The sequence below is a fragment of the Mycobacterium sp. pV006 genome, assembly GCF_041287115.1.
Taxonomy (GTDB): domain Bacteria; phylum Actinomycetota; class Actinomycetes; order Mycobacteriales; family Mycobacteriaceae; genus Mycobacterium.
Window position 1 is genome coordinate 120,401 of record NZ_JBGGKT010000005.1, and the last position, 26,767, is coordinate 147,167.

Here is a 26,767-nt window from a genome sequence, read left to right on the forward strand (position 1 = left end):
AGCCAGTTTCGGTGACGTCATCGGCGACAGCCGCGCAGCGACTGTCGTGGCGGCTTTGAGAATCTAGGGCCCGATCCCCTGACGGCACCCACAGTGCGAATCGGATGCGAATCCAGAACGTTTCGTCTGAGGGAGGCCACCGTGTCCTTGTCTGAATATCGTCCCGCTCCCAGCACACAGCGGGTGTTTCGACCGGACCCCACGTCCTTCGCGTTGCGCGAGGAACACCACCGGGCGACCTTCTCGGCCACCGAGGTCCCGCCGTCCACCGTCCTGGTGACCGTGCACGGGGATATCGACGCAACCAACGCCACCGCCCTGGCCCGCTACGTCGAAAAGCGACTGGGTGCCGCGCGCAGGCTGACACTGGACCTGCAGACCGTCGAGTTCTTCGGCGGCTCCGGATTTGCTGCCCTGACCAACATCGACGTCGCCTGCGAACACGCCGGAGTGCGCTGGACCCTGCTGGCCGGCTCCGAGGTGTACCGGCTGCTGCGAATCTGCGACCCGGACCACGAGCTACCCGTCGCCGCTCCCGCCGCCAAGTACTTCCGCACACGCCCGCGCAATCGCCAGCTCCTCGTCGGTGGGGATCACTAGGACCGTCGTCGGCGCCCCGTCCGGGGAAATCCGTCGCGCCCCCGACGCCGGGCTGGCGTTGAGATGTTCGTCGACCTCGATGCCGAACACCCCCAGCCCCGACAGCGCGTCCCGACGGACCGCAGCGTCGTTCTCCCCCACACCCGCGGTGAAGGTGATGACGTCGGCACCGCCGAGCACCGCCAGATACGCCCCGACGTACTTGCGCAACCGGTGGATGTAGACGTCGTAGGCCAGCTGCGCGGCAGCGTCGCTGGCTTCCATCCGTCGGTGCAGCACGCGGAAGTCGATCTCACCGCCGAGACCCCGGACACCCGACCGGCGGTTGAGCATCGACTCGATGTCGTCGACGCTCATGCCCGCGCTGCGGTGCAGATAGGTCAGCACCCCGGGATCGATGTCGCCGGAACGGGTTCCCATCACCAGACCCTCCATCGGGGTCAGACCCATCGACGTGTCGACCGGTCGGCCACCGACGATCGCCGACGCGGAGGCGCCGTTGCCCAGGTGGAGCACGATCTGCCGCAGCGCCGCCAATGGCCGGTCCAGGAACACGGCGGCCTGTTCGCTGACGTACTGATGCGAGGTGCCGTGGAAGCCGTACCGCCGGATGCGGTGCCGGTCGGCGACGTCTCGGTCGATCGCGTACGTCGCGGCCGCCGGGGGAAGGTCGTGGAAGAACGCGGTGTCGAACACCGCGACGTGCGGCACGTCGGGCAGCGCTTTGCGCGCCACCTCGATACCCAGGATGGCCGGCGGATTGTGCAGCGGGGCAAGCGGAGACAGTTCCCGCAGCCGGTCCAGCAGAGCGTCGTCGACCACCGTCGGGCGGTACAGATCCGGGCCGCCGTGCACGACACGGTGCCCGACCGCCATCAGGTTCTGGTCGGCCAGGCGGATGCCGGCCTCCTCGAACAGGCTGGTCACCGTCCGCAGCGCAGCCTCGTGGTCGGCCACCCGGTCGCCTCGCTCGAGATCGATGGTGCCGGCCGTCAGCGCCGCGGCCGAAGAGTCCTCACCGATGCGCTCGACGATGCCCTCGGCGCGGGACCGGCCCGCATCCGGTTCCAGCAGTTCGAACTTGACCGAGGACGACCCGGAGTTGATGACCAGTACGCTGCCACCCACCGCGCTCACCCCTGGGCCTGAATCGCGGTGATCGCGACCGTGTTGACGATGTCCTCGACCAGCGCGCCGCGGGACAGGTCGTTGACCGGCTTGTTGAGTCCCTGCAGCACCGGGCCGATGGCGATGGCGCCGGCGCTGCGCTGCACCGCCTTGTAGGTGTTGTTGCCGGTGTTGAGGTCGGGGAAGATCAGCACGGTGGCGTGTCCGGCCACCTTGGAGTCCGGCATCTTGGAAGCCGCCACGGACGGCTCCACCGCGGCGTCGTATTGGATGGGCCCCTCCACCAGCAGCTCGGGATCTCGTTGACGCACGAGTTCGGTTGCCTTGCGGACCTTCTCGACGTCGGCACCGGTCCCGGAGTCCCCGGTCGAGTAGGACAGCATGGCCACCCGCGGCTCGATCCCGAACCGGGCGGCGGTGCGTGCCGAGGACAGCGCGATGTCGGCGAGCTGCTCGGCTGTCGGATCGGGCACGATCGCGCAGTCCCCGTAGGCAAGCACCTCGTGGGCCAGGCACATCAGGAAGATGCTCGACACCGTCGACACCTCGGGCTGGGTCTTGATGATCTCGAACGCCGGCCGCACCGTGTGGGCGGTGGTGTGGCGGGCACCGGAGACCATCCCGTCGACCATGTCGTTGTAGACGAGCATGGTGCCGAAGTACGAGACATCGTGGATGATCTCGCGGGCTTCGTCGACGGTGACGCCTTTGTGTTTGCGCAACTCGGCGTACTGCTCGGCGAACTGGTCGCACAGCTCGCTGCGTCGGGGGTCGAGCACGGTGGCCGCCGACAGATCCAGTCCGAGTTCGGCTGCCCGCGCGCGGACTTCGGCCTCCGCACCCAGGATGGTCAGCTCGGCCACGCCGCGGCGCAGCAACCGTCCCGCCGCGGTCAGGATGCGGTCGTCGTCGCCCTCCGGCAGCACGATGTGCTTGCGGTCGGCGCGCGCCTGATCGATGAGCTGGTAGGTGAACATCTGCGGGGTGACCACCGACGGGATCGGAATGGTCAACTGCGCCAACAGTTCTGCGGTGTCGACATGGTTCTCCATCAACGCGATCGCGACGTCGACCTTGCGGTGCGATCCGGAGGTGACCCGGCCGCGGGTGGCCGCGACCCGGCTGGCGGTCTCGAAGGTGCCGAACCTCGTCTCGATCACCGGCACGTTGAGGCCCAACCCGTTCACCAGCGACTCGATGGCCGGATGCATCTGCAGGCCACCGTTGAGGATCACACACGACAGCGACGGAAAGCCCGCTGCGGCATGGGCGCTGAGCACCGCCAGCACCACATCGGAGCGGTCACCCGGAGTGATGACCGCGACACCTTCGGTCAGCCGCTCCAGGACGTGTTCGGCGGTCATTCCGGCCACCAGCACGTCGAGGGCCTCACGTGACATCAGCGCGTCGTCACCGCGCACCCGGGTACCTTCGACCGCGGCTTGCAGTTCGGCCACCGACGGCGCCACCAACAGGGGTTCCTCGGGCAGGACGTAGGTCCGCGGCGTGCAGTCCCGCACCGCCTCCACCAGCGCGTCGAACCGGTCGGGATCGCAGCGGTTGACCACCACGGCGGCGGTGTGCGCGTGCTGGGCGGCGATCTCGTCGACACAGACCTCGACGGCGGCGAGCACCTGTTCGGGTGTGCGTCCCTTGCCCTTCACCGCGAGGACCACCGGGGCGCCGAGGTTGGCCGCGATCCGCGCGTTGGTCGACAACTCGCTCGGGGTGGCGATGTCGGTGTAGTCGCTGCCGACGATCAGTACGGCGTCACACCGGTCGGCGACGTCGTGGTAGCGGTCCACGATCTCGCCGAGCGCCGCGTCACGGTCGTCGTGCAGCTGCTGGTAGCCGACCCCGACACAGTCCTCGTAGGACAGACCGGCGGTGGTGTGTCCGAGCAGCAGTTCGAGGATGTAGTCGCGTTCCTCCCCGAGCCGGGTGATCGGCCGGAACACCCCGACCCGCGCGACCGTGGCCGCCAGCCGGTGCAGGATGCCCAGGGCGATGGTGGACTTCCCAGTGTCGCCCTCGGGGGAGGCGATGTAGATCGCAGTGGTCCCCGACTTGGCGTTCGACGTGTCGGTCGGCGCTGCGGTCACACGGGACAGCGTACTTATCGACCGCTGCCGGTGATGTCCACCGGCACACGCACGGTGGCCAGCAGCGCGCGGTGATCGGCTCCCGGTACGTCCACCGCACGGGTGCTCGACGCGGTGGCGTTGCGCACCAGGATGTGGTCGATGCCGATGAGCGGCGGGATCTTTCCCCGGCCCGGATAGGTGCGGGCGGTCCCGCCGCCGGCCTGCAGCGACACATCCTCGTAGCCCTCGTTCAGCAACGCCCGGAACGGCGCCATGTCGGCGGTGGAGTTGAAGTCTCCGGCCACGATCACCGCCCCGGCGCCCGCGCGGTCGGCCATGTCGCGCAATGTCTCCGGGAACGCCTCGATGTCGTTCTTCCAGTGCCAGATCGGTTGCGGCCACGGCGCGGCGAGATGCACCGAGAGCACGGTGGTGTCCACCGCCACGCCCGGGATCCTGATCCGGGTGCCGAGCATCGGTAGGGAGTACCCGTCGATGCGACCGGAGTGCACGATCGGGTGTCGGCTCCAGATGCCGATCCCCGAGGCCACCGGCGCCGGCAGGATCACGCGATACGGGAAGGTGGCGTCGATACCGGCCGCCGACAGGCCGTCGGCGGCCTCCTGCGTCATCTCCTGCACGGCCACGACGTCGGCCGATGCGTTCGCCTCGGCCACGAAGGCTTCCGAATCAGCCTGCCCCATACCGAGATTGGCGGTCAGAACCCGCACATCGACGGCCGGGACGTCTGGATCGGGCGGGCCCAGGTAGCGCGGGACGTACACCCACAGGGTCGCCAGCGTCACGACGACGGCGACCAGCGTCATCACCCACCGTCGGCTGATGGCCAGCGTCAGCATCGCCACCGGCGCGGCCACCGACGAAAACGGTGCGGCGACCGCGACGATCATCGTGGCGTGCCCGGTGATCGGCAGGTGGCGGGCAGCCAGCGCCACCACCGCGACGGCGAGGGCTGCGATCCCGAGCACCGTCGCGAGAATTCGTGTCATCTCCCGCGGAAACGTCAGCCGAGGCGCCGCAGCCTCGGCTCGAGGTCGCGCTGGAACAGCTCCAGGAAGCGGCGCTGATCGTGACCCGGCGCGTGGAAGACCAGGTGGTTGAGCCCCCAGTCGACGTAATCCTTGACCTTCTCGACGGCCTCGTCGGGGTCCGACGCCACGATCCAGCGTTTGGCGACCTGTTCGATCGGCAGCGCGTCGGCGGCCTTCTCCATCTCGATCGGGTCGTCGATGCTGTGCTTCTGCTCGGCGGTCAGCGACAGCGGCGCCCAGAAGCGGGTGTTCTCCAGCGCGAGGTCGGGGTCGGTGTCGTAGGAGATCTTGATCTCGATCATCCGGTCGATGTCCTCGACGTTGCGGTCGGCCTTCTCGGCGCCTTCCTTCACCGCGGGGATGAGTTTGTCCTTGTAGAGCTCCTCGCCCTTGCCGGACGTGCAGATGAACCCGTCGCCGGCGCGGCCGGCGTACTTGGCCACCACCGGCCCGCCCGCGGCGATGTAGACCGGCACGCCACCCTCGGGGACGTCGTAGATCGACGCGCCCTTGAGCCGGTAGTACTCGCCGTCGAAGTCGACCCGGTCGCCGAGCCACAGTTCCCGCATGAGCTTGACCGATTCGCGCAGCCGCGCGAAGCGCTCCTTGAACTCGGGCCACTCGCCCTCGTAGCCGGTGGCGATCTCGTTGAGCGCCTCACCGGTGCCCACCCCGAGGAAGATGCGGCCGGGGTACAGGCACGCCATGGTCGCGAACGCCTGCGCGATGACGGCCGGGTTGTAGCGGAACGTCGGGGTCAGCACCGACGTGCCCAACGTGAGGTTTTTGGTGCGCTCCCCGACCGCGGTGATCCAGGCCAGCGAGAACGGTGCATGCCCGCCTTCGTGCCGCCACGGCTGGAAGTGGTCGCTGACCGTCGCGCTGTCCATGCCGTGCTCTTCGGCGGCGACAGCCAGTTCGACGAGTTCGCGCGGCGCGAACTGCTCCGCCGACGCCTTGTAGCCCAGTTTCAGTTCAGCCATGACTATGTTTCTACACTCGCCGGATGGCACCGGGCCTGACAGCCGTCACCGATCGCGTCCACTTCGTCGAGACCGACCTGGTGAACTGGACGCTGGTCGCCGACGATTCCGGCGTCCTGATGATCGACGCCGGCTTCCCCGGCAGCCGCGCCGATGTGCTGGATTCGCTGGGCCGGCTCGGGTTCGGACCCGCCGACGTGCGCGCGATCCTGCTCACCCACGCCCACGTGGACCATCTCGGCACCGCGATCTGGTTCGCCGAGACCCACAGGGTGCCGGTGTACTGCCACGCCGCCGAGGTCGGGCACAGCCGACGCGACTATCTCGAGCAGGCGGCACCGCTGCAGATCGCGGCGCACGCCTGGCAGCCGCGCTGGCTGAAGTGGTCAATGGCGATCATGCGCAAGGGCGCGCTGACCCACGGCGGCGTCCCGACCGCGCAGGCGCTGACTCCGCAGGTGGCGGCGGCCCTGCCGGGCGCGCCGGTGGCCGTCCCGACACCCGGACACACCGGCGGGCATTGTTCGTATCTGGTCGACGGGGTGCTGGTCAGTGGTGACGCACTGGTCACCGACCATCCGGTGGCGGCGCGGCCCGGCCCGCAGCTGCTGCCCTCGGTGTTCAACCACGACGAGCCGGCGTGCCTGCAGAGCCTGCAGACGCTGGCGGCGCTCGAGTCGGAGGTCCTGCTGCCCGGGCACGGCCCGCTGTGGCGCGGACCGGTGCGCGACGCGGTGACCGCGGCTCAGGCCAGAGTGTCGTAGCCCAGCAGGAACAGCGCGGTCAGGCACAGGCCGGACGCGATCACGATCGCGGGCATCAGGATCATGATGTCGAGTTCGTCGTCGTCGAGCACGTCGTCGTCGAAGCGGCCGAAGAACACGCGGGCGATCCCGGTGCGGCGGAACACGTGGACCAGACCGCGCACCGCCCGGCTGTCCCGGTACCGGCCGACGAGCACCCGCGACAGCCCGCCGATCACGAATATCAGCGCGGCAGCCCCCAGTAAGAGGACTCCGACTCGCGCCTCGGACACCGTGTCAGCCTATCGACGTCACGGGAGCTCTTTGAGGAATGCGACCGGGTAGTTCTCCTCGCCGGCGGCGGGCAGCGGCTGCGCCAGACGGGTGTAATTCAGGGACTCGTAGAGCGCTACCGCCTCGGGTTGGCGATCGCCGGTCGTCAGGTAGACGCACCGATACCCGGCGTCGGCGATGTCGGCCTCCAGCCGGGACACCAACGCCCGGGCCAGCCCGCGCCGGCGATACCGGCCGTCGGTCCAGATCCGTTTCAGCTCTGCGGTGGTGGCGTCGAACCGGCGGAACGCACCGCCGGTCACGGGTTGCCCGTCGAGCAGGCCGATCAGCAGGGCGCCGTCGGGCGGCTCGAACTCGCTGGGCGGGTAGCTGCGCAGCCACGCATGCACGCGCTCGCGGCGGCCGCCGTAGCGGTCGGCGTATTCGATCGCGAGCTCGTCGATCAGCGGCGCGGCGCGGGGGTCGTCCTGGTGGACCGCCACGAAGTGCAGTTCGTTCGGGAACGGGTGCATCCGCTCCAGTGTCACCCGCCCGCTCCGGGCTTCAGCTAAAAGGGCGGCGGATCGGCACCGAAGCGCATTCGATTTCGGTTGCGCTCCCATTCGATTCGGTACGCGCGCTCGGCCGCGCGGCTGCGACGTCGCAGCGGCATGGCAAGAGTGCGGCGGTCCGCATCAGCAGGAGGGTCACCGCGGAGTACGACCGTTCCCGTGGGTACGGCGAGTTGCGGGAAGAGCAGTGCGCCAAAAGGTTTCGAGACATGGCGCCGACCGGTCGGCGAGATGAATTCCATCGTCCCGTCCGGCAATTGCCTTTCCCGCCACCAGCCGCTGCCCGAAAAGAACGTCTTCACCAGATGATGCCGACGGCAATACAGCTTGCAGTTGGAGGGATGGGTCGGCCCAAACGGATAAGGAATCGTGTGGTCGATGTCGCACCGCGCGGCAGGCGCTCCGCACCCTGGCCACCGGCACGTCATGTCGCGGAACCGCACGAACGCCGCCAGTGCGGCCGACGGCCGGTATTGCGGCTCCTCCCCCAGGCTCTCGGGGTTCGGAAGCTTGCGCACCCGCGCCGTCTTCGCCAGGGCAGCGACGTTCGCAGCGGGCACCGCGCCGACGCCAGGCTGGAACCCGGGCTTGTCGCTGACCCCGTCGACCGTGGCCTGCTCGGCAAGGACGTAGACGACGGTCTGAGACGAGGCCGGTCCCGGGCTCGCCCCTGCCGGGCAATCCTCCGAACCACACAGGCACGGCAGCACCGACACGCCCTCGGTCAGCGCATCGACGGCGTCGGCCCGACGCTGGACTCTCGTGCGGGGATCATCCCTGCAGACGGTGTCGGCGATCTGGTCGAGTTTCTTGTCGAAGGCGAGACCTTGCGGCCCGCGGACTGCCCCCTCGATATACGCCATGCCATCGCGGCCGGGGTTGACGTCGATGTAGCGGTCATCGTCGCTTTGGCGGCCGCGCCGGACCGCTTCCGGGTCGAGATTGGAAACCAGCCAGTCGATCGCCTCAGAGGTCTTGTCCCGGGACAGCGCGTTCCAGGTCGGGGCCTTCGCCGCGAGTTTCTCGTCGAGGAGGGCCAGCACGTGGGGGTCTTCCACGAGACCGGTGCGGTGATCGATCTGGGTGACGACGCGGTAATCCACGTCGCCGTTCCACACCACTTCGGCGAGTTTCGGGAACGCTTCGAGGAGCCGTAACCCGTAGCCCATCTGCGAGGATGCGCGTCCGCGGCTGACACCCAACTCGGCACCGACCTCGGCGGCCACCAGGTCCCAGTTGTCGATGCACCACTGGTTCGTATCTTCGGCGCCCGACTGCGCGATGCGACGCTGGGTCAACCGACCGGCCGCGACCAGCCGACGTCCGACACTCCTGCGCTCGTGACGCAGAGCATCGGACATCTCGGTGAGCAGCGCACCGTCATCGAGATTTGCCAGGGTGTCGAACATGCGTTCGATACTAGAGGCCGGCGCCGACAATCTCGTGGCACGGCCCCTTCCCCGACAAAACTTGACACGTGTAAATTCGGCGGCATGGACAACATCCGCGGCAAGACCATCGCCATCACCGGGGCGGCGCGGGGCATCGGCTATGCGACCGCTGAGCACCTGATCAAACGCGGCGCGCGGGTCGTCATCGGCGACCGCGACGTCGCGCTGCAGGAGTCCTCGGTGGCCAAGCTCGGTAACCTCGGGCCGGTGTCGGGCTACCCGCTCGACGTCACCGACCGCGAGTCCTTCGCGACCTTCCTGGACAAGGCCCGCACCGACGGCGGCGGGCACATCGACGTGCTGATCAACAACGCCGGTGTGATGCCGATCGGGCCGTTCCTGGAGCAGTCCGAGCAGTCGATCCGTTCGTCGATCGAGGTCAACCTCTACGGCGTGATCACCGGATGCCAGCTGGCCCTGCCCGACATGATCGCGCGGCGACGCGGGCACATCATCAACATCGCGTCCCTGTCGGGCCTGATCCCGGTTCCGGGTCAGGTGACCTACGTCGGCACGAAGTTCGGTGTGGTCGGGCTGTCGGCCGCTCTGGCCGACGAGGTCGCCGTCCACGGTGTGCACGTGTCGGTGGTCATGCCGCCGTTCACCCGGACCGAGCTGATCTCGGGCACCAAGGACCCCTCGGCGGTCAAGCCGGTCGAGCCGGAGGCGATCGCGGCGGCAGTTGCCAAGACCCTCGACAAACCCAAGACGCATGTGTCGGTGCCGCCGGCGCTGCGCTTCACCGCCCAGGCCGCGCAGATGCTCGGCCCGCGTGGCCGGCGCTGGCTGAACAAGAAGCTGGGCCTGGACACGGTGTTCCTGGACTTCGACAAGAACCAGCGGCAGGCCTACGAGCAGCGGGCGCAGTCCGCGCTCGGGGTCGTCGAGGACAAGAACTAGGAGAACACCGGCAGGGGCGCACCCAGCCGGTAGGCCTCGATGGCGTCGAGGTGCTCGAAGAGCTCCTCGAGGTTGAACTGGTAGTCGTCGGCCGTGCCGACGAAGACGACGTGCGCGATCTCGCCGCCGTCGTCAGCAGTCAACAGGATCACCGTGACGTTGACGGTCTCGTCCTCGTCGGCGACCTCGGCCTCCGACGGCGGCCAGTACCACGCCACACCGGTGTCGTCTTGGTCGTCGAGCGAGAACTCCCACCCGCGTTCGGTCAGTCGCGCGTCGAAATCCTCGAGCTCCGAGGCGATCTGGAGTTCCTCGGCGACATGGTCGGGAAGCCACGTCTGCTCCCGGGCGGCCAGCCGCTTCCTGCGGCGGGCCTTCTTCTGCTCCGCGGTTCTCCTGTTCTTTCCGCGTCCCACTTATCCCAGCGCCCGGTCCAGGTCGGCGATCAGATCCTCGACACCCTCCAGGCCCACGGAGATCCGGACGACGCCGTCGCCCAGGCCGATCGACGCGCGCCCCTCCGGCCCCATCGCCCGGTGGGTCGTGGTGGCCGGATGTGTGATCAACGTCTTCGAGTCGCCGAGGTTGTTGGAGATGTCCACGAGCCGCAGCTTGTCGAGCACCTCGAAGGCCCGGTCTTTCGTGCCGCCGGTCAACTCGAACGTGATCACGGTGCCGCCGCCGGTCATCTGGCGCTTGGCCAGGTCGTACTGCGGATGCGACTCCAGGAACGGGTAGCGCACCCAGCTGACCGCCGGGTGCTGCTCGAGGAACTCGGCGATGCGTAGAGCCGACGAATTCTGGTGTGTCACACGCAGAGCCATCGTCTCCAGACCCTTGAGCAGGGTCCACGCGTTGAACGGGCTCAGCGCGGGCCCGGTGTGGCGCATCAGTTTCTGCACCGGCTCGTCGATGTACTCCTTGCTGCCCAGGATCGCCCCGCCGAGCACGCGGCCCTGACCGTCGATGTGCTTGGTCCCCGAGTACACGACGGCGTCGACGCCCAGCGGGAAGCCCTGCTGCAGGATCGGGGTGGCGAAGACGTTGTCCAGCACCACCTTTGCGCCAGCGGCATGGGCCATTTCCGAGACCGCGGCGATGTCGACCAATTGCTGCATCGGGTTCGACGGGGTCTCGAAGAACACCGCCTGGGTGGGCACCGAGAGGGCCTGCTCCCACTGGTCGAGGTCGTCGCCGTCGACGAACACCGTCTCCACGCCCCAACGGGGCAGGATCTCGTTACAGACGACGAAGCAGGAACCGAACAGGCTGCGCGCGGCCACAAGTCGGTCGCCGGCGGCCAGCAGCGCACCGAGGGCGGTGAACACCGCCGACATGCCGGTGGCGGTGGCGAAACAGGCCGGTGCGCCCTCGATCAGGCGCAGTCGCTCCTCGAACATCGCCACCGTCGGGTTGCCGTAGCGCGAGTACACGAACCGGTCCACCTCGCCGGTGAACGCCTGCTCGGCCGCACTCGCGCTCTCGTAGACGTAGCCGGAGGTGAGATACATGGCCTCGGCGGTCTCTTCGAAACCTGAGCGCAGCAGACCGCCGCGGACCCCGATGGTCTCCTGACTGACGCCGTCGGGCAGCGGTTGCGGCGTCCGGATGCTCATGACTGCTTCCAGGGGAGGCCGACGGCCTTCCACCCGACGGTGCCGCGATGGCGTTGCTCGTCGAGGTCGCCCTCGAAGCCGTCGAGCACGTTGTAGGACGGTCCGATACCGGCGGCGGTGGCCGCTTCGGCGGCCCCGATGGAGCGGTTGCCGGAGCGGCACAGGAACACCACCGGCCGTTCGCCCGGGGCGATGCCCGCGGCCTTGAGGTCGTCGACGAATCCGTCGTTGCGGGTGCCGTCGGTGCGGTTCCACTCGATGAACACCACGTCGCGCTGCAGGGACGTCAGATCCGGCACCCCGACGAAGCGCCATTCCGCGTCGGTGCGCACGTCAACCAGCGCGGCATCGGCATTCTCGCTCAGCAGCTTCCATGCCTCTTCCGGCGTGATGTCTCCGGCATAACTCACGGTCAGGAGTGTCGCACAGCTAGCTCGGGCCGGTCGAACAGACCTTCCAGGCGCCGTCCTCGCGCACGAAGCTCATCGGTACCTTCTCCTCGGCCTCGGGGTCACCCTCGAAGGAGTAGGTGACCTCGGAGGTGGCGCGGTCGCCGGCGATGCTGACCGCACCCATGTCCTCCAGCACGCGGTTGCCGCGCTCGGCCTCCGATTTGTCTTGCCGCTCAACGAATTCGGCCTCGGTACCGTGCCGGGCCACACACGTGTAACCGCGGTAGGCGGCGTAGTCGCGGCGCTGCAGCGCGTCGTTCTGGCCCACCGCCGCGCGCGCGACCTGCTGCTCGTCGCTGAGTCCCGGTCCCGGACCGGAGAAGACGCTGAACAGCCACATTGCGATCAGGACGGCCACAATGATCGCCAGCGCGCCCAGAATCGGTCCGACACTGCCGCCGGTGTCGTCGTCCTCGGTCACCGAAGCCCTCGCAGAGCGGCCGCGATGCGCCGCACCCGGTCGCGAGCGACGATGACGTCGGGCGCGGTGGCAGCGGCCAGCGACCGCCAGGGACGCCCGGAGGACTGGTCGGATCCGTCGAGCAGCCGGACGTCGCTTTCGGCGACCACGAGGGCCTCGGCCAGGACCTGCCGGCGACGCGCCGCATCGGTGGTCGCGGCGGGCTCGGCGCTGCGGTAGGACACCTCGACAGCGCCCGGCGAGATCATGATCGTGTCGACGGGCAGGCCGAGGATGGCCCGGGCATGCAGCTCGAACTGGGTGAGCCGCTGGGACCGTGACGTCACCATCCCGGTGTCGTGCGGACGTGGGCGGACGTCGGCGAAGTACACCTCGTCGCCGCGCACCAGCAGTTCGACGGCGAACACGCCGCGACCGCCCAGTGAGTTGACGATGCGGGCCGCGATCGACTTCGCGGCGTCGAGTGCCGCGGCGGACAGCTGCTGGGGCTGCCACGCCTCGACGGAGGTGCCGTCGAGTTCCTGGTGGCCGATGGGCTCGCAGAACGACACACCCGGCCCGGCGGGGCCGGTGGTGCGCACGGTCAGCAGGGTCACCTCGACGTCCACGTCGACGACGGATTCGGCCATCACGCGGTGCATGCTCAACCGGCCGCCGGCCACGGCGCGCCGCCAGGCCGGCTCGATGTCCTCGGGCCGCAGCAGGACCGACTGTCCTTCCCCGGGGGCGGCTGCGACGGGCTTGACCACCAACGGGAATCCGGCGTGCGCCGCGATCGCGGACAGCTCGTCGACCGAACCGGCGAACCAGAACGGCGCGGTGGGCAGGCCGAGTTCGTCGGCGGCCAGCCGCCGCAGCCCTTCACCGTCGAGTGCCAACCGCGCGCTGCGCGGCGTCGGGACCACCTCCACCTCGCCGCGCTCGGCGACGGCGATCAACGCGTCGGCGGCCACCGCACCGGTGTCGGCCACCACGATGTCCGGTTTCTCCGCCTCGATTAGCGCGGTCAGCGCCGCGGCGTCGGTCAACGTGAGCACCGCGGACCGGTCGGCCACGGTGTGGGCGGGTGCGCCGGGATACTCGTCGACGGCCAGGACCCGGGCACCGAGCCGCTGGAACGCCAACGTCAGCTCGCGGCTGCGTTCACCGGCGCCCAGCAGCATCACCGACGCCACGCCGGCATCGGCCACGTGTTCGGCGTCCGTGGCGCCGTCCGTCGTGTCACTCATCGACGATCCAGCCTGCCAGACCCGGCCGAACCGTGCGGGACGCCGGGCTCGGGAACGTCTTCGATGTCGGCCCGGAACCGCTGCATCGCGTCGATGAGCGCGTCGAACACGCGGTGCGCGGCCTGCAGATCGTCATCAGAGACCTCCGCCAGGGCCACCGAGGTGTGCTCGGCGAGCGGGGTGAAGAACTCCCGGGCGACGGCGGCGCCGTGGCCGGCCACCCGCAGCAGCACCTTGCGGCGGTCGGCGGGGTCGGACCCGCGGACGATGTGGCCGGACGCGATCATCCGCTCCACGAAATACGTGATGGCCGCGCCGGAGACACCCATGCGCCGGCTCAGTTCGCCCGCGGTCAACGGCTCCCCGGCGGTCTCGGCGACCAGCACGTGGAGCATGGCGCGAAAGTCGTTGGCGGTCAGCGAATGCAGGGCGGCGAAGTCGTGGGCGATCTGATCGGAGGCCAGTGTCAGCGCGCGGACGTCCGCACCGATGAGCGCTTCGAGGTCCTTCCGCCGGCCGTCCACGCCCCAACCCTATCGAACTTCAATTGCTTAATCATTAATTATCTGAAATATTGGGGTGCATGTCGCGTCGCTTGTCGTGGGTCATCGCCCTGGCCATCACCCTCGTCTCCGGAGCCCTGATGGGCCTGCTCGGTGGCGGCGATTCCGCGCAGCAGTCCCCGGTGGCCGTGCCGGCCGGCGCCGAGTCCGCCCGCGCGGACGCGGCACGGGCGGCGTTTCCGGGCGGGGACCGGGTACCCGCAATCCTGGTTGTCACACGCGCCGACAGATCACGGCTCACACCGGACGACCGGACCGCCGTGGACGCGGCCCGCGAGCGCATGTTCGCCGTCGCCGAAGCACCGCCCGCCGGACCGCCGCCGGTGATCTCCGAGGACGGCGCCGCCGCGGTGGTGACCGTGCCGCTGACCACCGAGCTGTCCGGCTTCGCGCTGACCGACAAGGTCGACGAGCTGCGCGCGGCCGCCGACGACGGACTTCCCGGGCAGCTGCGGGCCGAGGTGACCGGCGGGCCCGCGTTCGGCGCCGACATCGCCAACTCGTTCTCCGGCGCCAACTTCACGTTGCTGGCCGTCACGGCCGCCGTGGTCGCCCTGTTGCTGATCATCACCTACCGCTCGCCCGTGCTGTGGTTGGTCCCGCTGCTGGTGATCGCGTTCGCCGACCGGGTGGCCGCCGTCCTGGGAACCGCGATCGCCGACGCGTTCGGCATGACGCCCGACGGGTCGACGTCGGGCATCACCTCGGTGCTGGTGTTCGGTGCGGGCACCAACTACGCGCTGCTGCTGATCTCTCGGTACCGGGAGGAGCTGGGTCGTCGGGAGTCGCACCGGGAAGCGCTCGACACCGCGGTACGCCGCGCCGGGCCGGCGATCATCGCCAGCAACGCGACCGTGGTGCTGGCGCTGCTGACGTTGTTGCTCGGTACGTCGCCGAGCACCCGCAGCCTCGGCGTGCAGGCGGCTTCTGGCGTGGTGGTCGCGGCCGTGTTCGTGCTGCTCGTCCTGCCGCCGCTGCTGGGCTTCTTCGGCCGGAAGTTGTTCTGGCCGTTGATCCCCCGGGTGGGAGCCAAGGCGCTGACCGACACGGGGGTGTGGCACCGCATCGCCTCCGCGGTGGCGCGCCGTCCCGCGGTGGTCTCGGCGGTGTCGATCGGGGCGCTCGCGCTGCTGTGCACCGGCATCTTCGGCACCCCGGTCGGGCTGTCGCAGACCGAGCAGTTCCGGGTGGAGGCCGAGTCCGTCGACGGGTACCAGCGCCTCGCCGAACACTTCCCCAGCGGCGTCACCGACCCGACCCGCGTCATCGCCTCGACCGAGCGTGGCGACGACGTGCAGCGCGCGATCGAGGAAACCCCGGGCGTGGTCTCGGCCGCTCCCGCCGGCACCGCACCCAACGGCCTGAGCCAGTGGTCGGTCGTGCTGTCGGCGGAACCGGCCTCCGACGAGGCGTTCGACACCATCGACGCGCTGCGCGACAACGTCCACGCCGCCGATGCCGAGGCCCTGGTCGGTGGCTCCGACGCGCAGGCACGCGACTCGGCGGCGGCCGCCGCGCGCGACCGCGCCGTGGTCATCCCGGCGATCCTGGTGGTGGTCCTGGCCGTGCTCTACGTGCTGCTGCGGTCGGCGCTGGCGCCGCTGATCCTGGTCGTCGTCACGGTGCTGAGCTCACTGGCAGCGCTGGGACTCGGGGGTTGGGCCAGCGTGCACGTGTTCGGCTTCCCCGCACTCGACGTCACCGCGCCACTGTTCGCGTTCCTGTTCCTGGTCGCCCTCGGCGTGGACTACACGATCTTCCTGGTCACCCGCGCCCGCGAGGAGACTCCGGACCACGGCAACCGGGAGGGGATCGTGCGGGCGGTGTCGGCCACCGGAGCGGTGATCACCAGCGCCGGCATCGTGTTGGCCTCGGTGTTCTGCGTGCTCGGGGTGCTGCCTCTGATCGTGCTGACCCAGATCGGCATCATCGTCGGCCTCGGCATCCTGCTCGACACGTTCGTCGTGCGCACGGTGATCATCCCGGCGTTGTTCACGCTGATCGGCCCCAAGATCTGGTGGCCTGCCCGACGCGAACCGTGATCCCCGTCAGCTAAGGTCTGGCATCGTTGAAGGTCACCTGGTGACCACGAATGCGCGGGGGATGACATGGATTCCGAGCACGGGATGAAGGTGGCCGCGGACCGTGACGTCTGCATTCAGGCCGGCAACTGCGTGATGGTCGCACCCGAGGTCTTCGACCAGGACGACGACGGCATCGTGGTGGTGCTCACCGAGGAGGTCACCGGCGAGTCCATCGAGCGCGCCCGCGACGCGATCAACCTGTGTCCGGCCAACGCGTTGCGCTTCGAGGACTGAACCCGGCTCACGCGGCCGGATCGGCCTCGGCGATCACGGTCCGGTTCCCGCCCGCACCCTTGGCCTGATACATCGCGTGGTCGGCGCGTTCCACGAGCAGCCGTACCGCCTCCCGCACGTCGTGGCCGTCGAGCTGCATCGTCGCGACACCGACGCTGATCGTCACCGGAACCGCGTGAAAGGCCCGATCAGCCAGCTCCTCGTGCAACAGCCGCGCCAGCTGATCCATGGTGGACGGGTCGGCGTCGGCGACGATGACGAACTCCTCGCCGCCGGTGCGGGCGGTCACCGACCGCACGCCCAGTCGCGTCACCGCATCGCGAGCCGCGTCGGCCACCGCCACCAGCACGCGGTCCCCGGCGTCGTGGCCGAAGGTGTCGTTGATCGCCTTGAACTTGTCGATGTCGATGGCCAGCACGCCGATCCGGCCGCTGCCGGTGGGGACCAGTTCGAGCACGTCGATGTCGAAGCCGCGCCGGTTGTACAGCCGCGTGAGCGGGTCGTGCAGCGCGTCGACCGCGCCCATGCGCAGCGCGAGCAGGTAGGACTGCACGATCACCTGCACGCCGATGACCGTCGGCAGCAGCACCAGCAGCCGCACGGTGGTGACCGTCGGTGACGCGGTGCCCTGCCACAGCGCCATCCCGTAGACGTAGGCGAAGGCCACCGCGGTGAACATCAGGTGCGCCAGCAGCGCGCGGGGGCCGTGGACGACCACGACGTAGATGCCGTTGGCGGCCAGCAGCGCCAGACCCGGCATCGCGGTGAATGCGTCGCCGCAGCACACGATCACCGCCACCACCGCGAAGTCGGCGTAGAGCGTGAACGCCGCCGACTGGTGCCGGGTGGGCCACGGACCGACGATCCACAACACCCCGAGCGCGGCCGAACTCAGCGCGATCGCGAGCACGATGAAACCGCCGCCGGGCGGCCCGCCCTCGAGCAGGCCACCGGCAAACGTCAGCGTCGCGGTGACGCCGTAGAGCAATGCGAACGAACCGATGAACACCTGGTGCACGCGCAGCAGACCGCGGGCGCGCAGATGCCTTGCAGTCCAGTCAAAGTCGAACGGCTGCCGCCACCAGAGGGAGAAGAACTCGCGGAAACCTTTCTCCATGGGGGGTCACGGCTGTCCCGGCAGGAGACGGATCATCAGACCGTTGGCCTCGGCGAGCAGACTGCCGTCGGGGTGACGCAGTTCGGCGTTGACGAAAGCCTTGCGGCCCTCGGCCTCCCGCACCCAGCTGCGCGCGGTGAGCGTGGTATCGATCGGGGTGACCTTGCGATAGTCGACGTGCAGGAACGCAGTCCGGCTGATCGGCCGCCCGGTGGCATGGATGACCATCCCGAACATCGAGTCGAACAGCAGCGGCAGCACCCCGCCGTGCACGGCCTTGTTGCCGCCCACCGAGAACCGGCTGAACTGTACTTCCAACTCGACGCCGTCGGCCTCGAACTTGGTGACCCGGTACGGGGGCATGAGCAGGCTGCCGGCACCCGGCAGCGTCGGCACCCGGTTGGCCGGCCCCTCGCCCTCGGCCGCCTCGTGCGGGCCGAGCAGCTCGACCAGTCCTTCCACGAGATCGGCGGCCTCATCCCAGGTGCCCGAGTCCGGATTGGCCGACACCGCAAGGTCCTGCGCGCGGCGCATCGCGGTGAGGAACCGTTCGAAACCCGGACCGGGATCGGCCCGTTCGTAGACGGGGAAACCGCCGTGGCGGTCGTAGTCGGGGTCGACCCGGCGGGGATCCAGGCCGTAGTCGCTGACGCTCACCGGGCCGCCAGGACATCTCGGCGCACGATGGTCTGGTCCCGGCCGGGACCGACACCGATGCACGAGATATACGCTCCCGCAAGTTCTTCCAGACGCAATACGTAGTCGCGCGCCTTGGCGGGCAGATCGTCGAACTCGCGGGCGCCGGAGATGTCCTCCCACCAGCCGGGCATCTCCTCGTAGATCGGCTCGGCGCGGGCGATGTCGGTCTGGGTCATCGGCATCTCGTCGGTGCGCTTGCCGTCGACGGTGTATCCGACACAGATCGGCACCGTCTGCAGGCTCGACAGCACGTCGAGCTTGGTCAGGAAGTAGTCGGTGATGCCGTTGACCCGCGTGGCGTAGCGCGCGATGACCGCGTCGAACCATCCGCAGCGGCGCGCCCGGCCGGTGGTGACACCGACCTCCCCGCCGGTCTTGGCGAGGTACTCGCCGTGCTCGTCGAACAGCTCCGTGGGGAACGGCCCCGACCCCACCCGGGTGGTGTAGGCCTTGAGGATGCCCAGCACGGTGGTGATCCGGGTCGGGCCGATGCCCGAGCCGACGGAGGCTCCGCCGGCGGTCGGGTTCGACGAGGTGACGAACGGATAGGTGCCGTGGTCGACGTCGAGCAGGGTGCCCTGCGAGCCTTCCAGCAGGACCGTCTCGCCACGCTCCAGTGCGGCGTTGAGCAGCAGTCGGGCGTCGGCGATGCGGTGCTTGAAACCCTCGGCCTGCTCGAGCAGGTTGTCGACCACCTCGGCCGGATCCAGCGCCTTGCGGTTGTAGACCTTGACCAGCACCTGGTTCTTGAACTCCAGGGCGCCCTCGATCTTCTCGGCCAGCACCTGGGGGTCCTGCACGTCGGCGACCCGGATGCCGATGCGGGCGACCTTGTCCTGGTAGCAGGGCCCGATGCCGCGGCCGGTGGTGCCGATCTTCTTGCTGCCGGCGTAGCGCTCCACGACCTTGTCGATCGCGACGTGGTACGGCATCAGCAGGTGCGCGTCGGCCGAGATGAGCAACCGGTCGGTGTCGACGTTGCGCTGCTCGAGGCCGTGCAGCTCGGTCAACAGCACGCCGGGGTCGACCACCACGCCGTTGCCGATCACGTTGGTCACGCCCGGGGTGAGGATGCCCGACGGGATCAGGTGCAGCGCGAAGTTCTCCCCCGTCGGGAGCACCACGGTGTGTCCGGCGTTGTTGCCGCCTTGATAGCGGACCACCCACTGGACGCGGCCACCGAGAAGATCAGTAGCTTTCCCTTTGCCCTCGTCACCCCACTGGGCGCCGATGAGGACGATTGCCGGCATGCGTCGTCTCCCGCTGTCTTCCGAGCATTCAGCCCTCGATAATGTGTGCAGCCGGTGAGCTACCTTATCTGATCCCGGCCCTGCCAAGGAGCGGCGTGGACTCCTATCCCCTCGCGGTGCGTTGCGGCGCGGACCGGCGGGTCCCGCGGGCGCTGCGTGATCTGCCCGTGCTGGACTCCGTCGACGACGTCACGAAGTGCCGGCGCGTCCTGGTCGTCGGCACCTACGCCGAGCTCGGCGCGGTGCTGCGCGTGCTGCTGCGCGCGGAGCGACTCGACGTGGAGGTGGCGCACGTGCGCCGCTGGTGGCACGCCCGACGCGCACGTCGGGCGCCCGCGGTGCGCACGCCGCTGATCCGCGACGAGAGCGCGGCCGTCCTGACCCGCGCCGCGTACTGGCTGCCTCCGCCCGACCAGGACACCATCGTCGGGGAGGGCATCGTCGACGACCATCGCCTGTTCGACGGGGACTGCGCCGCCGTGCGGGTCGAACCCACGGGCACGCTGCCCGGTTTGCGCGCAACGGTGTGGCACGGCCGCTGGCGGCCGAGACGATGGGTGGCCGGCCGCGCCGCCCAGCTGGGAACGACCGGCGCCCTGGTGGTGCGCGACGGCGAACCGGGTCCGCGGCCGGTGCGCCGCTCGACGTTCTACCGCCACATCCAGGGCTGGATGCGGGTGCCGACCACGCGGTTCGGCGCGTGACGGTGCCGCCGCTGCGCCGTGCGGTGCGGCCCAGCCCGGTCTTCTGGCTGCTGGTGGCGGTCACGATCGCCGGTGGTGTGCTGGCGTGGCTGTCGGCGCAGCGTGTGCAGCCGCTGGCCTATGCCGGCGTGTTCGTCCTGGTGCTCGGCGGCTGGCTGGTGTCGCTGTGCCTGCACGAGTTCGGGCACGCCTACAGCGCGTGGCGGTTCGGTGACCGCGATGTCGCTCTGCGCGGCTACCTGACGCTGAACCCGCGCAGGTACACCCATCCGCTGCTGTCGCTGGGGTTCCCGGTGTTGGTCATCGCGCTGGGTGGGATCGGGCTGCCCGGCGGGGCGGTGTACCTGCAGACCGCGTCGATGACCCGGCGCCAACAGACGGTGGTGAGCCTGGCCGGCCCCGCCATGAACGTGGTGCTGGGCCTCGTGCTGCTCGTGGCGGTGCGGGTGTGGTTCGACCCGGCTCACGCGGTGTTCTGGGCGGGGCTTGCGTTCCTGGCGTTCCTGCAGGTGACCGCGGTGCTGTTGAACCTGTTGCCGATTCCGGGGCTGGACGGTTACGGCGCGTTGGAGCCGCATCTGAGCGCCGAGACGCGGCGGGCCGTCGCGCCGGCCAAGCAGTGGGGGTTCGTCATCCTGCTGGTCCTGCTGCTGGCGCCGCCGCTGAACCAGTGGTTCTTCGCCGCCGTGTACTGGGTGTTCGATCTGTCCGGGGTGCCCGCCGGGCTGTCGTCGCTGGGCGGTGGTCTGACCCGGTTCTGGTCGGCCTGGCTGTAACCCAGGGGGCGCACCACCCCTTGCTTATATGCGAAACTCTGCATATATTGAGCCGCATGGGTGCGGGTCACGATCACAGCCACGCCGACACCCGGGTCTCCCGGATGGTGCTCGCGGCGATCGTCCTGACCGTCTTCTTCCTCGTCGAACTGATCACCGCGCTGTCGATCAACTCGATCGCGCTGCTAGCCGACGCCGGACACATGCTGACCGACCTGGTGGCGTTGTTCATGGGTCTGACGGCGGTGTTGCTGGCCCGCCACGGCAGCGCCTCACCCGCGCGCACCTACGGCTGGCACCGCGCCGAGGTGTTCACCGCGGTCGCGAACGCGGGCCTGCTGCTGGCGATGGCCGGGTTCATCCTGTACGAGGCCGTGGACCGGATCGGCGACGCGCCCGACGTGCCGGGTGTCCCGCTGATCGTGGTCGCGTTGGCGGGCCTGCTGGCCAACCTCGTCGTGGTGCTGCTGCTGCGTTCCCACTCCGAGCACAGCCTCGCGGTCAAGGGCGCCTACATGGAGGTGCTCGCCGACACCGTGGGCAGCGTCGGCGTCCTGATCGCCGGCGTCGTCACGGTCACCACGGGGTGGCCCTACGCCGACATCGTGGTCGCGGTACTGGTGGCGCTGTGGGTGCTGCCGCGCGCGATCGCCCTGGCCCGGGCCGCGCTGCGGATCCTGTCGGAGACCTCGCCCAGCCACATCGACGTCGAGGAGCTACGGGCGGCGCTGTGCGCGGTCGACGGTGTCACCGAGGTGCACGACCTGCACGTGTGGACCCTGGTGCCCGGTAAGGACATGGTCACCGCGCACCTGACCAGCCGGCGGGACTCCGCCGAGGTACTCGACGACGCCCGCGCGGTGCTCAACGCGCGGGGACTGGCACATTCGACGGTCCAGGTCGAACCGCCCGACGCCGCCGCCGACTGCGAATGCGAGACGCAGACCCGCTGACGTCAGGGCAGGCCCAGCGCGCCGCGCGCGGCCGGGTCGCAGTCGTCGAGCAGGTCCAGGCAGCGCTGGTATTCGTCGACCTCACCGATGGAGTCGGCCGCGCGGGCCAGCGCGGCCACACACCGCAGGAAGCCGCGATTGGGCTCGTGCGCGTACGGCACCGGCCCGAACCCCTTCCACCCGTTGCGGCGCAACTGGTCGAGCCCGCGGTGGTATCCGGTGCGTGCGTAGGCGTAGGCCGTGACGGCCCGGTCCTCGTCGAGGGCCTGCTCCGCCAGGACCGCCCAGGCGATCGAGGCCGACGGGTGCGCCGCGGCGACGATGGCCGGGCTCTCCGCCGCGTCGAGTTCGGCTTCGGCGTCGGGGTCGCCCGGGAGCAACACCGGGTCGGGTCCGAGAAGATCACCCATCCGAGTCATGGCCTCATTGTGCCGTGTGGGCGCGCGCGGACGTCACCGCGGATCGCTAAGCTTCGGCCGTAGCACCGTCAGGGAGGACCGCAGCATCGATGTCGAACCCCACAGGGCCGGAGCATCCGGACAGGCCCTCCGAGGAAGAGGTCCCGCAGGGCGTCGACCCGGTCGGTGACGCAGAGACCGAGGTGCTGCCCGGGTCGGACCACGATCACGAGCCGGTCACCGAGGTCATCAACTCGCCACAGACGCCCGAGCAGGGGTATCCGTCGGACCCGTCGGAGCGGCGCTTCACCGCGCCGTCCGGTTTCGACGCCGGCTCCACCCAGATCATCAACCGCCCCAACGAACCGGCCACCGAGGTGTTCGCGACCCAGAAGAACGCCGGGCCGCAGGTGATCCCGCCTCGCGGGGAGGTTCCGCCACCACCCAAGCAGAAGCGCCATTGGGGGTGGGTGGCCGCGATCGTGGTGATCATCGCGGCGCTGGCGGCCATTGCGATCCTGGGCACCATCCTGTTGACGCGCGGCGGGGTCTCCGGCGCCTCGCGCGAGGAACAGGTCCGCACCACGATCCAGAACTTCGACACCGCCGTGCAGAACGGCGACCTGGCCACCCTGCGCAGCATCACCTGCGGAACGAAGCGCGACAGCTACGTCGACTACGACGACAAGCGGTGGGCCGACATCCACCAGCGGGTCGCCGCGGCCAAGCAGTACCCGGTGGTGGCCAGCATCGATCAGGTCGTCGTCAACGGTGACCACGCCGAGGCCAACGTCACCACCTTCATGGCCTACGACCCGCAGACGCGGTCCACGCGCAGCTTCGACCTGCAGTTCCACGACGACCAGTGGAAGGTCTGCCAGACCGACTGACCGTCCCTCACATCGTGAGGACCATGCGGTAGCGCGCGCGGTTCTCGTCCATCGCGGCGAAGGCTTCGGCGGCCTCGGCCAGCGGACGCTCCTCGACCATGGCCCTCACCCCGGTCTGCAGCGCGAAGTGCAGCGTCTCCTCCACGTCGCGCGCGGTGCCGGACGGGTGACCGGTCACCGACAGTCCGTTGGTGATCAGATCCAGCGGGCTGATCGGCAGGTTCTCGGCGGAGACGCCGATGACGACCAGTTCGCCGGCCGGCCCCAACCCCGCCACCGTCTCCGCCATCGCCGCGGCGCTGTTGGCCGTGGCCAGCACCACCGCCGCGCCACCGAGTTTCTTCAACTCGGCGGCGACATCCTGCGCGGTGGAGTCGATGTAGTGGTGCGCCCCGAGCCGGGTGGCCTCTTCGGCCTTGGCGGCGCCGCGCGCGATCGCGACCGTCTCGAAGCCCATGGCGCGGGCGAACTGCACACCGAGGTGGCCCAGACCGCCGACGCCGAGCACGGCCACCACGTCGCCGGCCTCGGCGCGGGTGCGGCGCAGCCCGTTGAACGTCGTCACCCCCGCACAGCCCATCGGCGCGGCCTCGACGAACGACAGACCTTCCGGGATGCGGGCCAGGGCCGTCGCGGGGACCGTCACGGATTCGGCGTACCCGCCGGGATAGTGCCAGCTGGGGACCTGCAGGCGCTCGCACTGCATGAAGAAGCCGCGCCGGCACGGCACACAGCGATTGCAGTTGCCGCCGAACCAGCCGACGGCCACCCGGTCCCCGGCGGTGAAATCCTGCACCCCGTCGCCGGTCTCGGCGACGGTGCCGGCGATCTCGTGGCCCAGCGTGACCGGCCACTGCAGACCCGGGAAGTGGCCGGCGTGGAACTCGCGGTCGGTGCCGCAGACACCGCACGCGGCGACGGCGACGCGCACGTGACCAAGCGGTGGTGACTCGGTGACGACCTCGACGAGCGCCAGCGGCGCGTTCGCGGACTCCACGTGGACGGCGCGGTGTGTCGGCATGACTCACTGTAAGCGCCGGTACTCTTGGGACCCGTGGTTGTCGACAATCTCGCCCTGATGCCCGATTTTCTGGACCCCATCAATCTTCTGAGCTACTTCGGCACCTGGGCGCTGATCGGCCTGCTGCTGGTCGTGTTCGTCGAATCCGGCGTGCTGTTCCCGATCCTGCCCGGGGACTCGCTGCTGTTCGTCGCGGGCATGCTGGCCGCCGGCACCGCGGCCGCCGCCCAGGACGGCACGGTGCAGGGCAACTTCGAGCTGTGGCAGCTGCTGGTGTTCATCCCGATCGCCGCGGTGCTCGGCGCGCAGGTCGGGTACTGGATCGGCCGCAACATCGGCACCACGATGTTCAAACCCGACGCGCGGTTCCTCAAGCAGAAGTACCTCGACGAGGCGCACCTGTTCTTCGAGCAGCGCGGCCCGTTCGCGATCGTCATCGCCCGCTTCGTTCCGATCGTGCGCACCCTGGCGCCGATCACCGCCGGCGCGGCCCGCATGAACTACGCGGTGTTCACGCTGTACAACGCGGTCGGCGCACTGGTCTGGGGTGTGGGCCTGACCGTCCTGGGTTACTGGCTGGGCCGCTTCGAGATCGTGCAGAAGCTGCTGGAGCCCATCGTCATCGGCATCGTGATCCTGTCGGTCATGCCGATGGCCTACGAGTGGTACAAGCGGCGCAAGACCGCCCGCGCCGCCGGTGAGACACCCGAACCCACCATCTAGCCCCGCGCGGTCTCCAACGCACGGATCAGGCTCGCGGAGTCCCACGGGCCCCGGTGCCGCACCCCGTTGACGAACAACGTCGGGGTCGCGTTGAGGTCCATCTCCTCGGCATCGTCGGCGTCGTCGGTCACCCGGTGCAGCACCGTCGACGAGTGCACCCGCACGTCCTGGTCGAACCGGTCGATGTCGCAGCCGACGGCCACCGCGTACCGGTACATGTCCGACCATTCCAGGTCGTCCTGGTGGGCGAACAGTTCGCGGGCCATCTCCCAGAACCGGCCCTGCAGCGCCGCGGCCTCGCAGGCGCGCGCCGCGTCGAAGGCCCGGGGATGGGCGCGTTCGAGCGGGAAGTGCCGCCACACGTAGAGCAGGTCGTCGCCGAAATGCGCGCGCACCTCGTCGATCATGCCGGTCACGCGACTGCAGAACGGGCACTCGAAATCGCCGTACTCGACGAGCACCAGCGGAGCGTCCGGATTACCCCGGACATGGTCGCGGTCCGGGTCCACCGGACGCAGCAGCCTCTGCCCGACGGGCTCCGGTGGACTGAGTCGGTCGGTGACCCGAAAGATCAGCCACCCCAACAGGAATGCGAGGACCGACGCGGTGAGCACGCCGATGCGCGCCTCGTCCTGGCGCTGGGGTTCGGCGATCGCGATGTCGATGATGAACAGCGAGATGGTGAAGCCGATCCCGGTCAGCGCAGCGCCGCCGGCGACCCGGCGCAGCGACAACCCCGGTGCGAGCTCGCCGAGTCCGGTGCGCGCCATCACCCAGGTGGCCGCGGTGATGCCGACGAACTTGCCCACCACCAGGCCGGCGATCACACCCCACGTCAACGACGACTGCAGCGCCGCCTGCAGGGTCTGCGCATCGAGCCGGACACCGGCGTTGACCAGAGCGAACAGCGGCAGGATCACGAAGGACACCGCGGGCCCGATCGCGGTCTGCATCCGCTCGTTGATCGAGATCGATTCCCGCAGAGAGCGACTGGCCGCCCGGGCGTACTGCGAGTTCGGTGACTGGCGGAACGCGCGGATCTGCTCGACCGCGCGTTCCACCGGCTGCCGTTCCGGGGTGAATACCGGAATCGACAACGCGACCGCGACACCGGCCAGCGTCGGATGGATCCCGGCCAGGTACAGCGCGATCCACAAGGCCACGCCCAACACGGCGTAGGCCGGGCCCCGCACACCGGGCAGCCGACGCACCAGGACCAACGCGGCGATCAACGCCACCGACACCAGGAGCGGGCCCACCTGGATGGCATCGGAGTAGAACACCGCGATCGCGATCAGCGCGCCGACGTCGTCGACGACGGCCAAGGTGAGCAGGAACAGCCGCACCCGCGCCGGGAACATCGGCTTGATCAGCGCCAGCGCACCCACCAGGAACGCGGTGTCGGTCGAGATCACCACACCCCAGGCGTGGGCGTTCGCGCCGGACGGGTTGAACGCCAGGAACACCAGCGCCGGCACCACCAGCCCGGCGGCGGCCGCGACCACCGGCACCGCGGCCCGCGACCGGTCGGTGAGCTCACCGATGGTGAACTCCCGGGTCACCTCCAGGCCGACGATGAAGAAGAAGAACGCCATCAGCGCGTCGTTGACGAGATGCTTGACCGACATGTCGAAGTGCCGGTCACCCACGGCGACGCTGACATGCGTCTCCAGCAACGCCCAGTAGCTCGCCGCCCACGGCGAATTGGCCCACGCGATCGCGATCACCGTGCTGGCCAACAGGACCGCCGCGGCGGTGTTGTCGGAAGTCCTGGTGGCCTTGCTACCGCGGTTGAGCCGGGACGGGAGCAGCGGGAAACCCCGCGGGCCCTCTCGGTCGGTCACACTCACC

General features: G+C 69.4%; 29 protein-coding genes. 10 read left to right on the forward strand and 19 right to left on the reverse strand.

Annotation, left to right across the window (positions count from 1 at the left end):
• Positions 1–183: 183 nt before the first annotated feature.
• A complete protein-coding gene (locus ACAG25_RS10060; RefSeq protein ID WP_370488220.1) occupies positions 184–600 on the forward strand; it encodes an STAS domain-containing protein in 417 nt (138 codons plus the stop codon).
• Here the strand turns inward: ACAG25_RS10060 and ACAG25_RS10065 are convergent.
• The 4 genes from ACAG25_RS10065 to fgd are packed head-to-tail and all read right to left on the reverse strand — an operon-like array spanning position 520 to position 5,847.
• On the reverse strand, positions 520–1,728 hold the full coding sequence (locus ACAG25_RS10065) for an acetate kinase (RefSeq protein WP_370488221.1): 1,209 nt from the start codon (positions 1,726–1,728) through the stop codon (positions 520–522). The two genes, ACAG25_RS10060 and ACAG25_RS10065, sit on opposite strands and share 81 nt — an antisense overlap.
• Before the next feature lie 5 nt (positions 1,729–1,733).
• Positions 1,734–3,830: a phosphate acetyltransferase gene (gene pta / locus ACAG25_RS10070; RefSeq protein WP_370488222.1), complete on the reverse strand. Its 2,097-nt coding sequence runs from the start codon at positions 3,828–3,830 to the stop codon at positions 1,734–1,736.
• Positions 3,831–3,844: 14 nt separating this feature from the next.
• Entirely contained in the window at positions 3,845–4,822 is a 978-nt protein-coding gene (locus tag ACAG25_RS10075) for an endonuclease/exonuclease/phosphatase family protein (RefSeq protein ID WP_370488223.1), read from the reverse strand.
• Positions 4,823–4,836: 14 nt separating this feature from the next.
• Positions 4,837–5,847 carry a glucose-6-phosphate dehydrogenase (coenzyme-F420) gene (gene fgd, locus ACAG25_RS10080; RefSeq protein ID WP_370488224.1) on the reverse strand — a complete coding sequence of 337 codons (1,011 nt, stop codon included), beginning with the start codon at positions 5,845–5,847 and terminating at the stop codon, positions 4,837–4,839.
• A gap of 23 nt (positions 5,848–5,870) precedes the next feature.
• Between fgd and ACAG25_RS10085 the strand changes: the two genes are divergently transcribed.
• Positions 5,871–6,611: an MBL fold metallo-hydrolase gene (locus ACAG25_RS10085; RefSeq protein ID WP_370488225.1), complete on the forward strand. Its 741-nt coding sequence runs from the start codon at positions 5,871–5,873 to the stop codon at positions 6,609–6,611.
• Here the strand turns inward: ACAG25_RS10085 and ACAG25_RS10090 are convergent.
• From ACAG25_RS10090 to ACAG25_RS10100, 3 genes are read right to left on the reverse strand one after another with little or no spacing between them, the layout of a single operon-like run.
• Positions 6,593–6,883, reverse strand: coding sequence for a hypothetical protein (locus ACAG25_RS10090; RefSeq protein WP_370488226.1), 291 nt, complete (start codon positions 6,881–6,883; stop codon positions 6,593–6,595). The two genes, ACAG25_RS10085 and ACAG25_RS10090, sit on opposite strands and share 19 nt — an antisense overlap.
• 18 nt (positions 6,884–6,901) lie before the next feature.
• Positions 6,902–7,396, reverse strand: a complete 495-nt coding sequence (locus ACAG25_RS10095) for a GNAT family N-acetyltransferase (RefSeq protein ID WP_370488227.1) — start codon at positions 7,394–7,396, stop codon at positions 6,902–6,904.
• Positions 7,397–7,431: 35 nt separating this feature from the next.
• Positions 7,432–8,844, reverse strand: a complete 1,413-nt coding sequence (locus ACAG25_RS10100; protein WP_370488228.1) for an HNH endonuclease signature motif containing protein — start codon at positions 8,842–8,844, stop codon at positions 7,432–7,434.
• 84 nt (positions 8,845–8,928) lie between these two features.
• Here ACAG25_RS10100 and ACAG25_RS10105 point away from each other — a divergent pair, with 84 nt between their 5' ends.
• Positions 8,929–9,786, forward strand: a complete 858-nt coding sequence (locus ACAG25_RS10105; protein ID WP_370488229.1) for an SDR family oxidoreductase — start codon at positions 8,929–8,931, stop codon at positions 9,784–9,786.
• Here ACAG25_RS10105 and ACAG25_RS10110 read toward each other — a convergent pair.
• The 6 genes from ACAG25_RS10110 to ACAG25_RS10135 are packed head-to-tail and all read right to left on the reverse strand — an operon-like array spanning position 9,783 to position 14,028.
• Positions 9,783–10,202, reverse strand: a complete 420-nt coding sequence (locus ACAG25_RS10110; protein ID WP_370488230.1) for a hypothetical protein — start codon at positions 10,200–10,202, stop codon at positions 9,783–9,785. The genes ACAG25_RS10105 and ACAG25_RS10110 overlap by 4 nt on opposite strands.
• Positions 10,203–11,402, reverse strand: coding sequence for an O-succinylhomoserine sulfhydrylase (locus tag ACAG25_RS10115; protein WP_370488231.1), 1,200 nt, complete (start codon positions 11,400–11,402; stop codon positions 10,203–10,205). It abuts the gene before it with no gap.
• The gene (locus ACAG25_RS10120) at positions 11,399–11,812 is read right to left on the reverse strand and encodes a rhodanese-like domain-containing protein (RefSeq protein WP_370488232.1); all 414 of its coding nucleotides are present in this window, start codon (positions 11,810–11,812) and stop codon (positions 11,399–11,401) included. Before ACAG25_RS10120 ends, ACAG25_RS10115 begins: the two co-directional genes overlap by 4 nt.
• A gap of 19 nt (positions 11,813–11,831) precedes the next feature.
• A complete protein-coding gene (locus ACAG25_RS10125) occupies positions 11,832–12,275 on the reverse strand; it encodes a lumazine-binding protein (RefSeq protein ID WP_370488233.1) in 444 nt (147 codons plus the stop codon).
• Positions 12,272–13,504, reverse strand: coding sequence for a formate-dependent phosphoribosylglycinamide formyltransferase (gene purT / locus ACAG25_RS10130; RefSeq protein ID WP_370488234.1), 1,233 nt, complete (start codon positions 13,502–13,504; stop codon positions 12,272–12,274). Before purT ends, ACAG25_RS10125 begins: the two co-directional genes overlap by 4 nt.
• On the reverse strand, positions 13,501–14,028 hold the full coding sequence (locus ACAG25_RS10135) for a MarR family winged helix-turn-helix transcriptional regulator (RefSeq protein ID WP_370488235.1): 528 nt from the start codon (positions 14,026–14,028) through the stop codon (positions 13,501–13,503). The genes purT and ACAG25_RS10135 overlap by 4 nt, the downstream gene beginning before the upstream one ends.
• 59 nt (positions 14,029–14,087) lie before the next feature.
• Between ACAG25_RS10135 and ACAG25_RS10140 the strand changes: the two genes are divergently transcribed.
• Entirely contained in the window at positions 14,088–16,109 is a 2,022-nt protein-coding gene (locus ACAG25_RS10140; RefSeq protein ID WP_370488236.1) for an MMPL family transporter, read from the forward strand.
• An 84-nt stretch (positions 16,110–16,193) separates the two neighbouring features.
• Entirely contained in the window at positions 16,194–16,385 is a 192-nt protein-coding gene (locus ACAG25_RS10145; RefSeq protein WP_370488405.1) for a ferredoxin, read from the forward strand.
• 7 nt (positions 16,386–16,392) lie between these two features.
• On the opposite strand, the gene ACAG25_RS10150 is transcribed toward ACAG25_RS10145, so the two are convergent.
• From ACAG25_RS10150 to ACAG25_RS10160, 3 genes are read right to left on the reverse strand one after another with little or no spacing between them, the layout of a single operon-like run.
• Positions 16,393–17,502, reverse strand: a complete 1,110-nt coding sequence (locus ACAG25_RS10150) for a diguanylate cyclase domain-containing protein (RefSeq protein ID WP_370488237.1) — start codon at positions 17,500–17,502, stop codon at positions 16,393–16,395.
• Positions 17,503–17,508: 6 nt separating this feature from the next.
• Positions 17,509–18,159 carry a PaaI family thioesterase gene (locus tag ACAG25_RS10155; RefSeq protein WP_370488238.1) on the reverse strand — a complete coding sequence of 217 codons (651 nt, stop codon included), beginning with the start codon at positions 18,157–18,159 and terminating at the stop codon, positions 17,509–17,511.
• Positions 18,156–19,451 (reverse strand): adenylosuccinate synthase, encoded by a 1,296-nt coding sequence (locus ACAG25_RS10160; RefSeq protein ID WP_370488239.1) that lies wholly within the window; start codon positions 19,449–19,451, stop codon positions 18,156–18,158. Before ACAG25_RS10160 ends, ACAG25_RS10155 begins: the two co-directional genes overlap by 4 nt.
• A gap of 95 nt (positions 19,452–19,546) precedes the next feature.
• Here ACAG25_RS10160 and ACAG25_RS10165 point away from each other — a divergent pair, with 95 nt between their 5' ends.
• Genes ACAG25_RS10165 through ACAG25_RS10175 form a run of 3 tightly spaced genes read left to right on the forward strand, consistent with a single transcriptional unit; the run spans position 19,547 to position 21,884 of the window.
• On the forward strand, positions 19,547–20,155 hold the full coding sequence (locus tag ACAG25_RS10165) for a peptidase M50 (RefSeq protein ID WP_370488240.1): 609 nt from the start codon (positions 19,547–19,549) through the stop codon (positions 20,153–20,155).
• On the forward strand, positions 20,152–20,931 hold the full coding sequence (locus tag ACAG25_RS10170; RefSeq protein ID WP_370488241.1) for a site-2 protease family protein: 780 nt from the start codon (positions 20,152–20,154) through the stop codon (positions 20,929–20,931). The genes ACAG25_RS10165 and ACAG25_RS10170 overlap by 4 nt, the downstream gene beginning before the upstream one ends.
• A 56-nt stretch (positions 20,932–20,987) precedes the next feature.
• Positions 20,988–21,884 (forward strand): cation diffusion facilitator family transporter, encoded by an 897-nt coding sequence (locus ACAG25_RS10175; RefSeq protein ID WP_370488242.1) that lies wholly within the window; start codon positions 20,988–20,990, stop codon positions 21,882–21,884.
• 2 nt (positions 21,885–21,886) lie between these two features.
• On the opposite strand, the gene ACAG25_RS10180 is transcribed toward ACAG25_RS10175, so the two are convergent.
• A complete protein-coding gene (locus tag ACAG25_RS10180; RefSeq protein WP_370488243.1) occupies positions 21,887–22,303 on the reverse strand; it encodes a DUF3151 domain-containing protein in 417 nt (138 codons plus the stop codon).
• A gap of 89 nt (positions 22,304–22,392) precedes the next feature.
• Here ACAG25_RS10180 and ACAG25_RS10185 point away from each other — a divergent pair, with 89 nt between their 5' ends.
• Positions 22,393–23,172, forward strand: a complete 780-nt coding sequence (locus tag ACAG25_RS10185) for a DUF4878 domain-containing protein (RefSeq protein ID WP_370488244.1) — start codon at positions 22,393–22,395, stop codon at positions 23,170–23,172.
• A gap of 7 nt (positions 23,173–23,179) precedes the next feature.
• On the opposite strand, the gene ACAG25_RS10190 is transcribed toward ACAG25_RS10185, so the two are convergent.
• The gene (locus ACAG25_RS10190) at positions 23,180–24,193 is read right to left on the reverse strand and encodes an alcohol dehydrogenase catalytic domain-containing protein (RefSeq protein WP_370488245.1); all 1,014 of its coding nucleotides are present in this window, start codon (positions 24,191–24,193) and stop codon (positions 23,180–23,182) included.
• Between the two features lie 57 nt (positions 24,194–24,250).
• Here ACAG25_RS10190 and ACAG25_RS10195 point away from each other — a divergent pair, with 57 nt between their 5' ends.
• On the forward strand, positions 24,251–24,916 hold the full coding sequence (locus ACAG25_RS10195; protein WP_370488406.1) for a DedA family protein: 666 nt from the start codon (positions 24,251–24,253) through the stop codon (positions 24,914–24,916).
• Here ACAG25_RS10195 and nhaA read toward each other — a convergent pair.
• Positions 24,913–26,760, reverse strand: coding sequence for a Na+/H+ antiporter NhaA (gene nhaA, locus ACAG25_RS10200; protein ID WP_370488246.1), 1,848 nt, complete (start codon positions 26,758–26,760; stop codon positions 24,913–24,915). The genes ACAG25_RS10195 and nhaA overlap by 4 nt on opposite strands.
• Between the last annotated feature and the right edge of the window lie 7 nt (positions 26,761–26,767).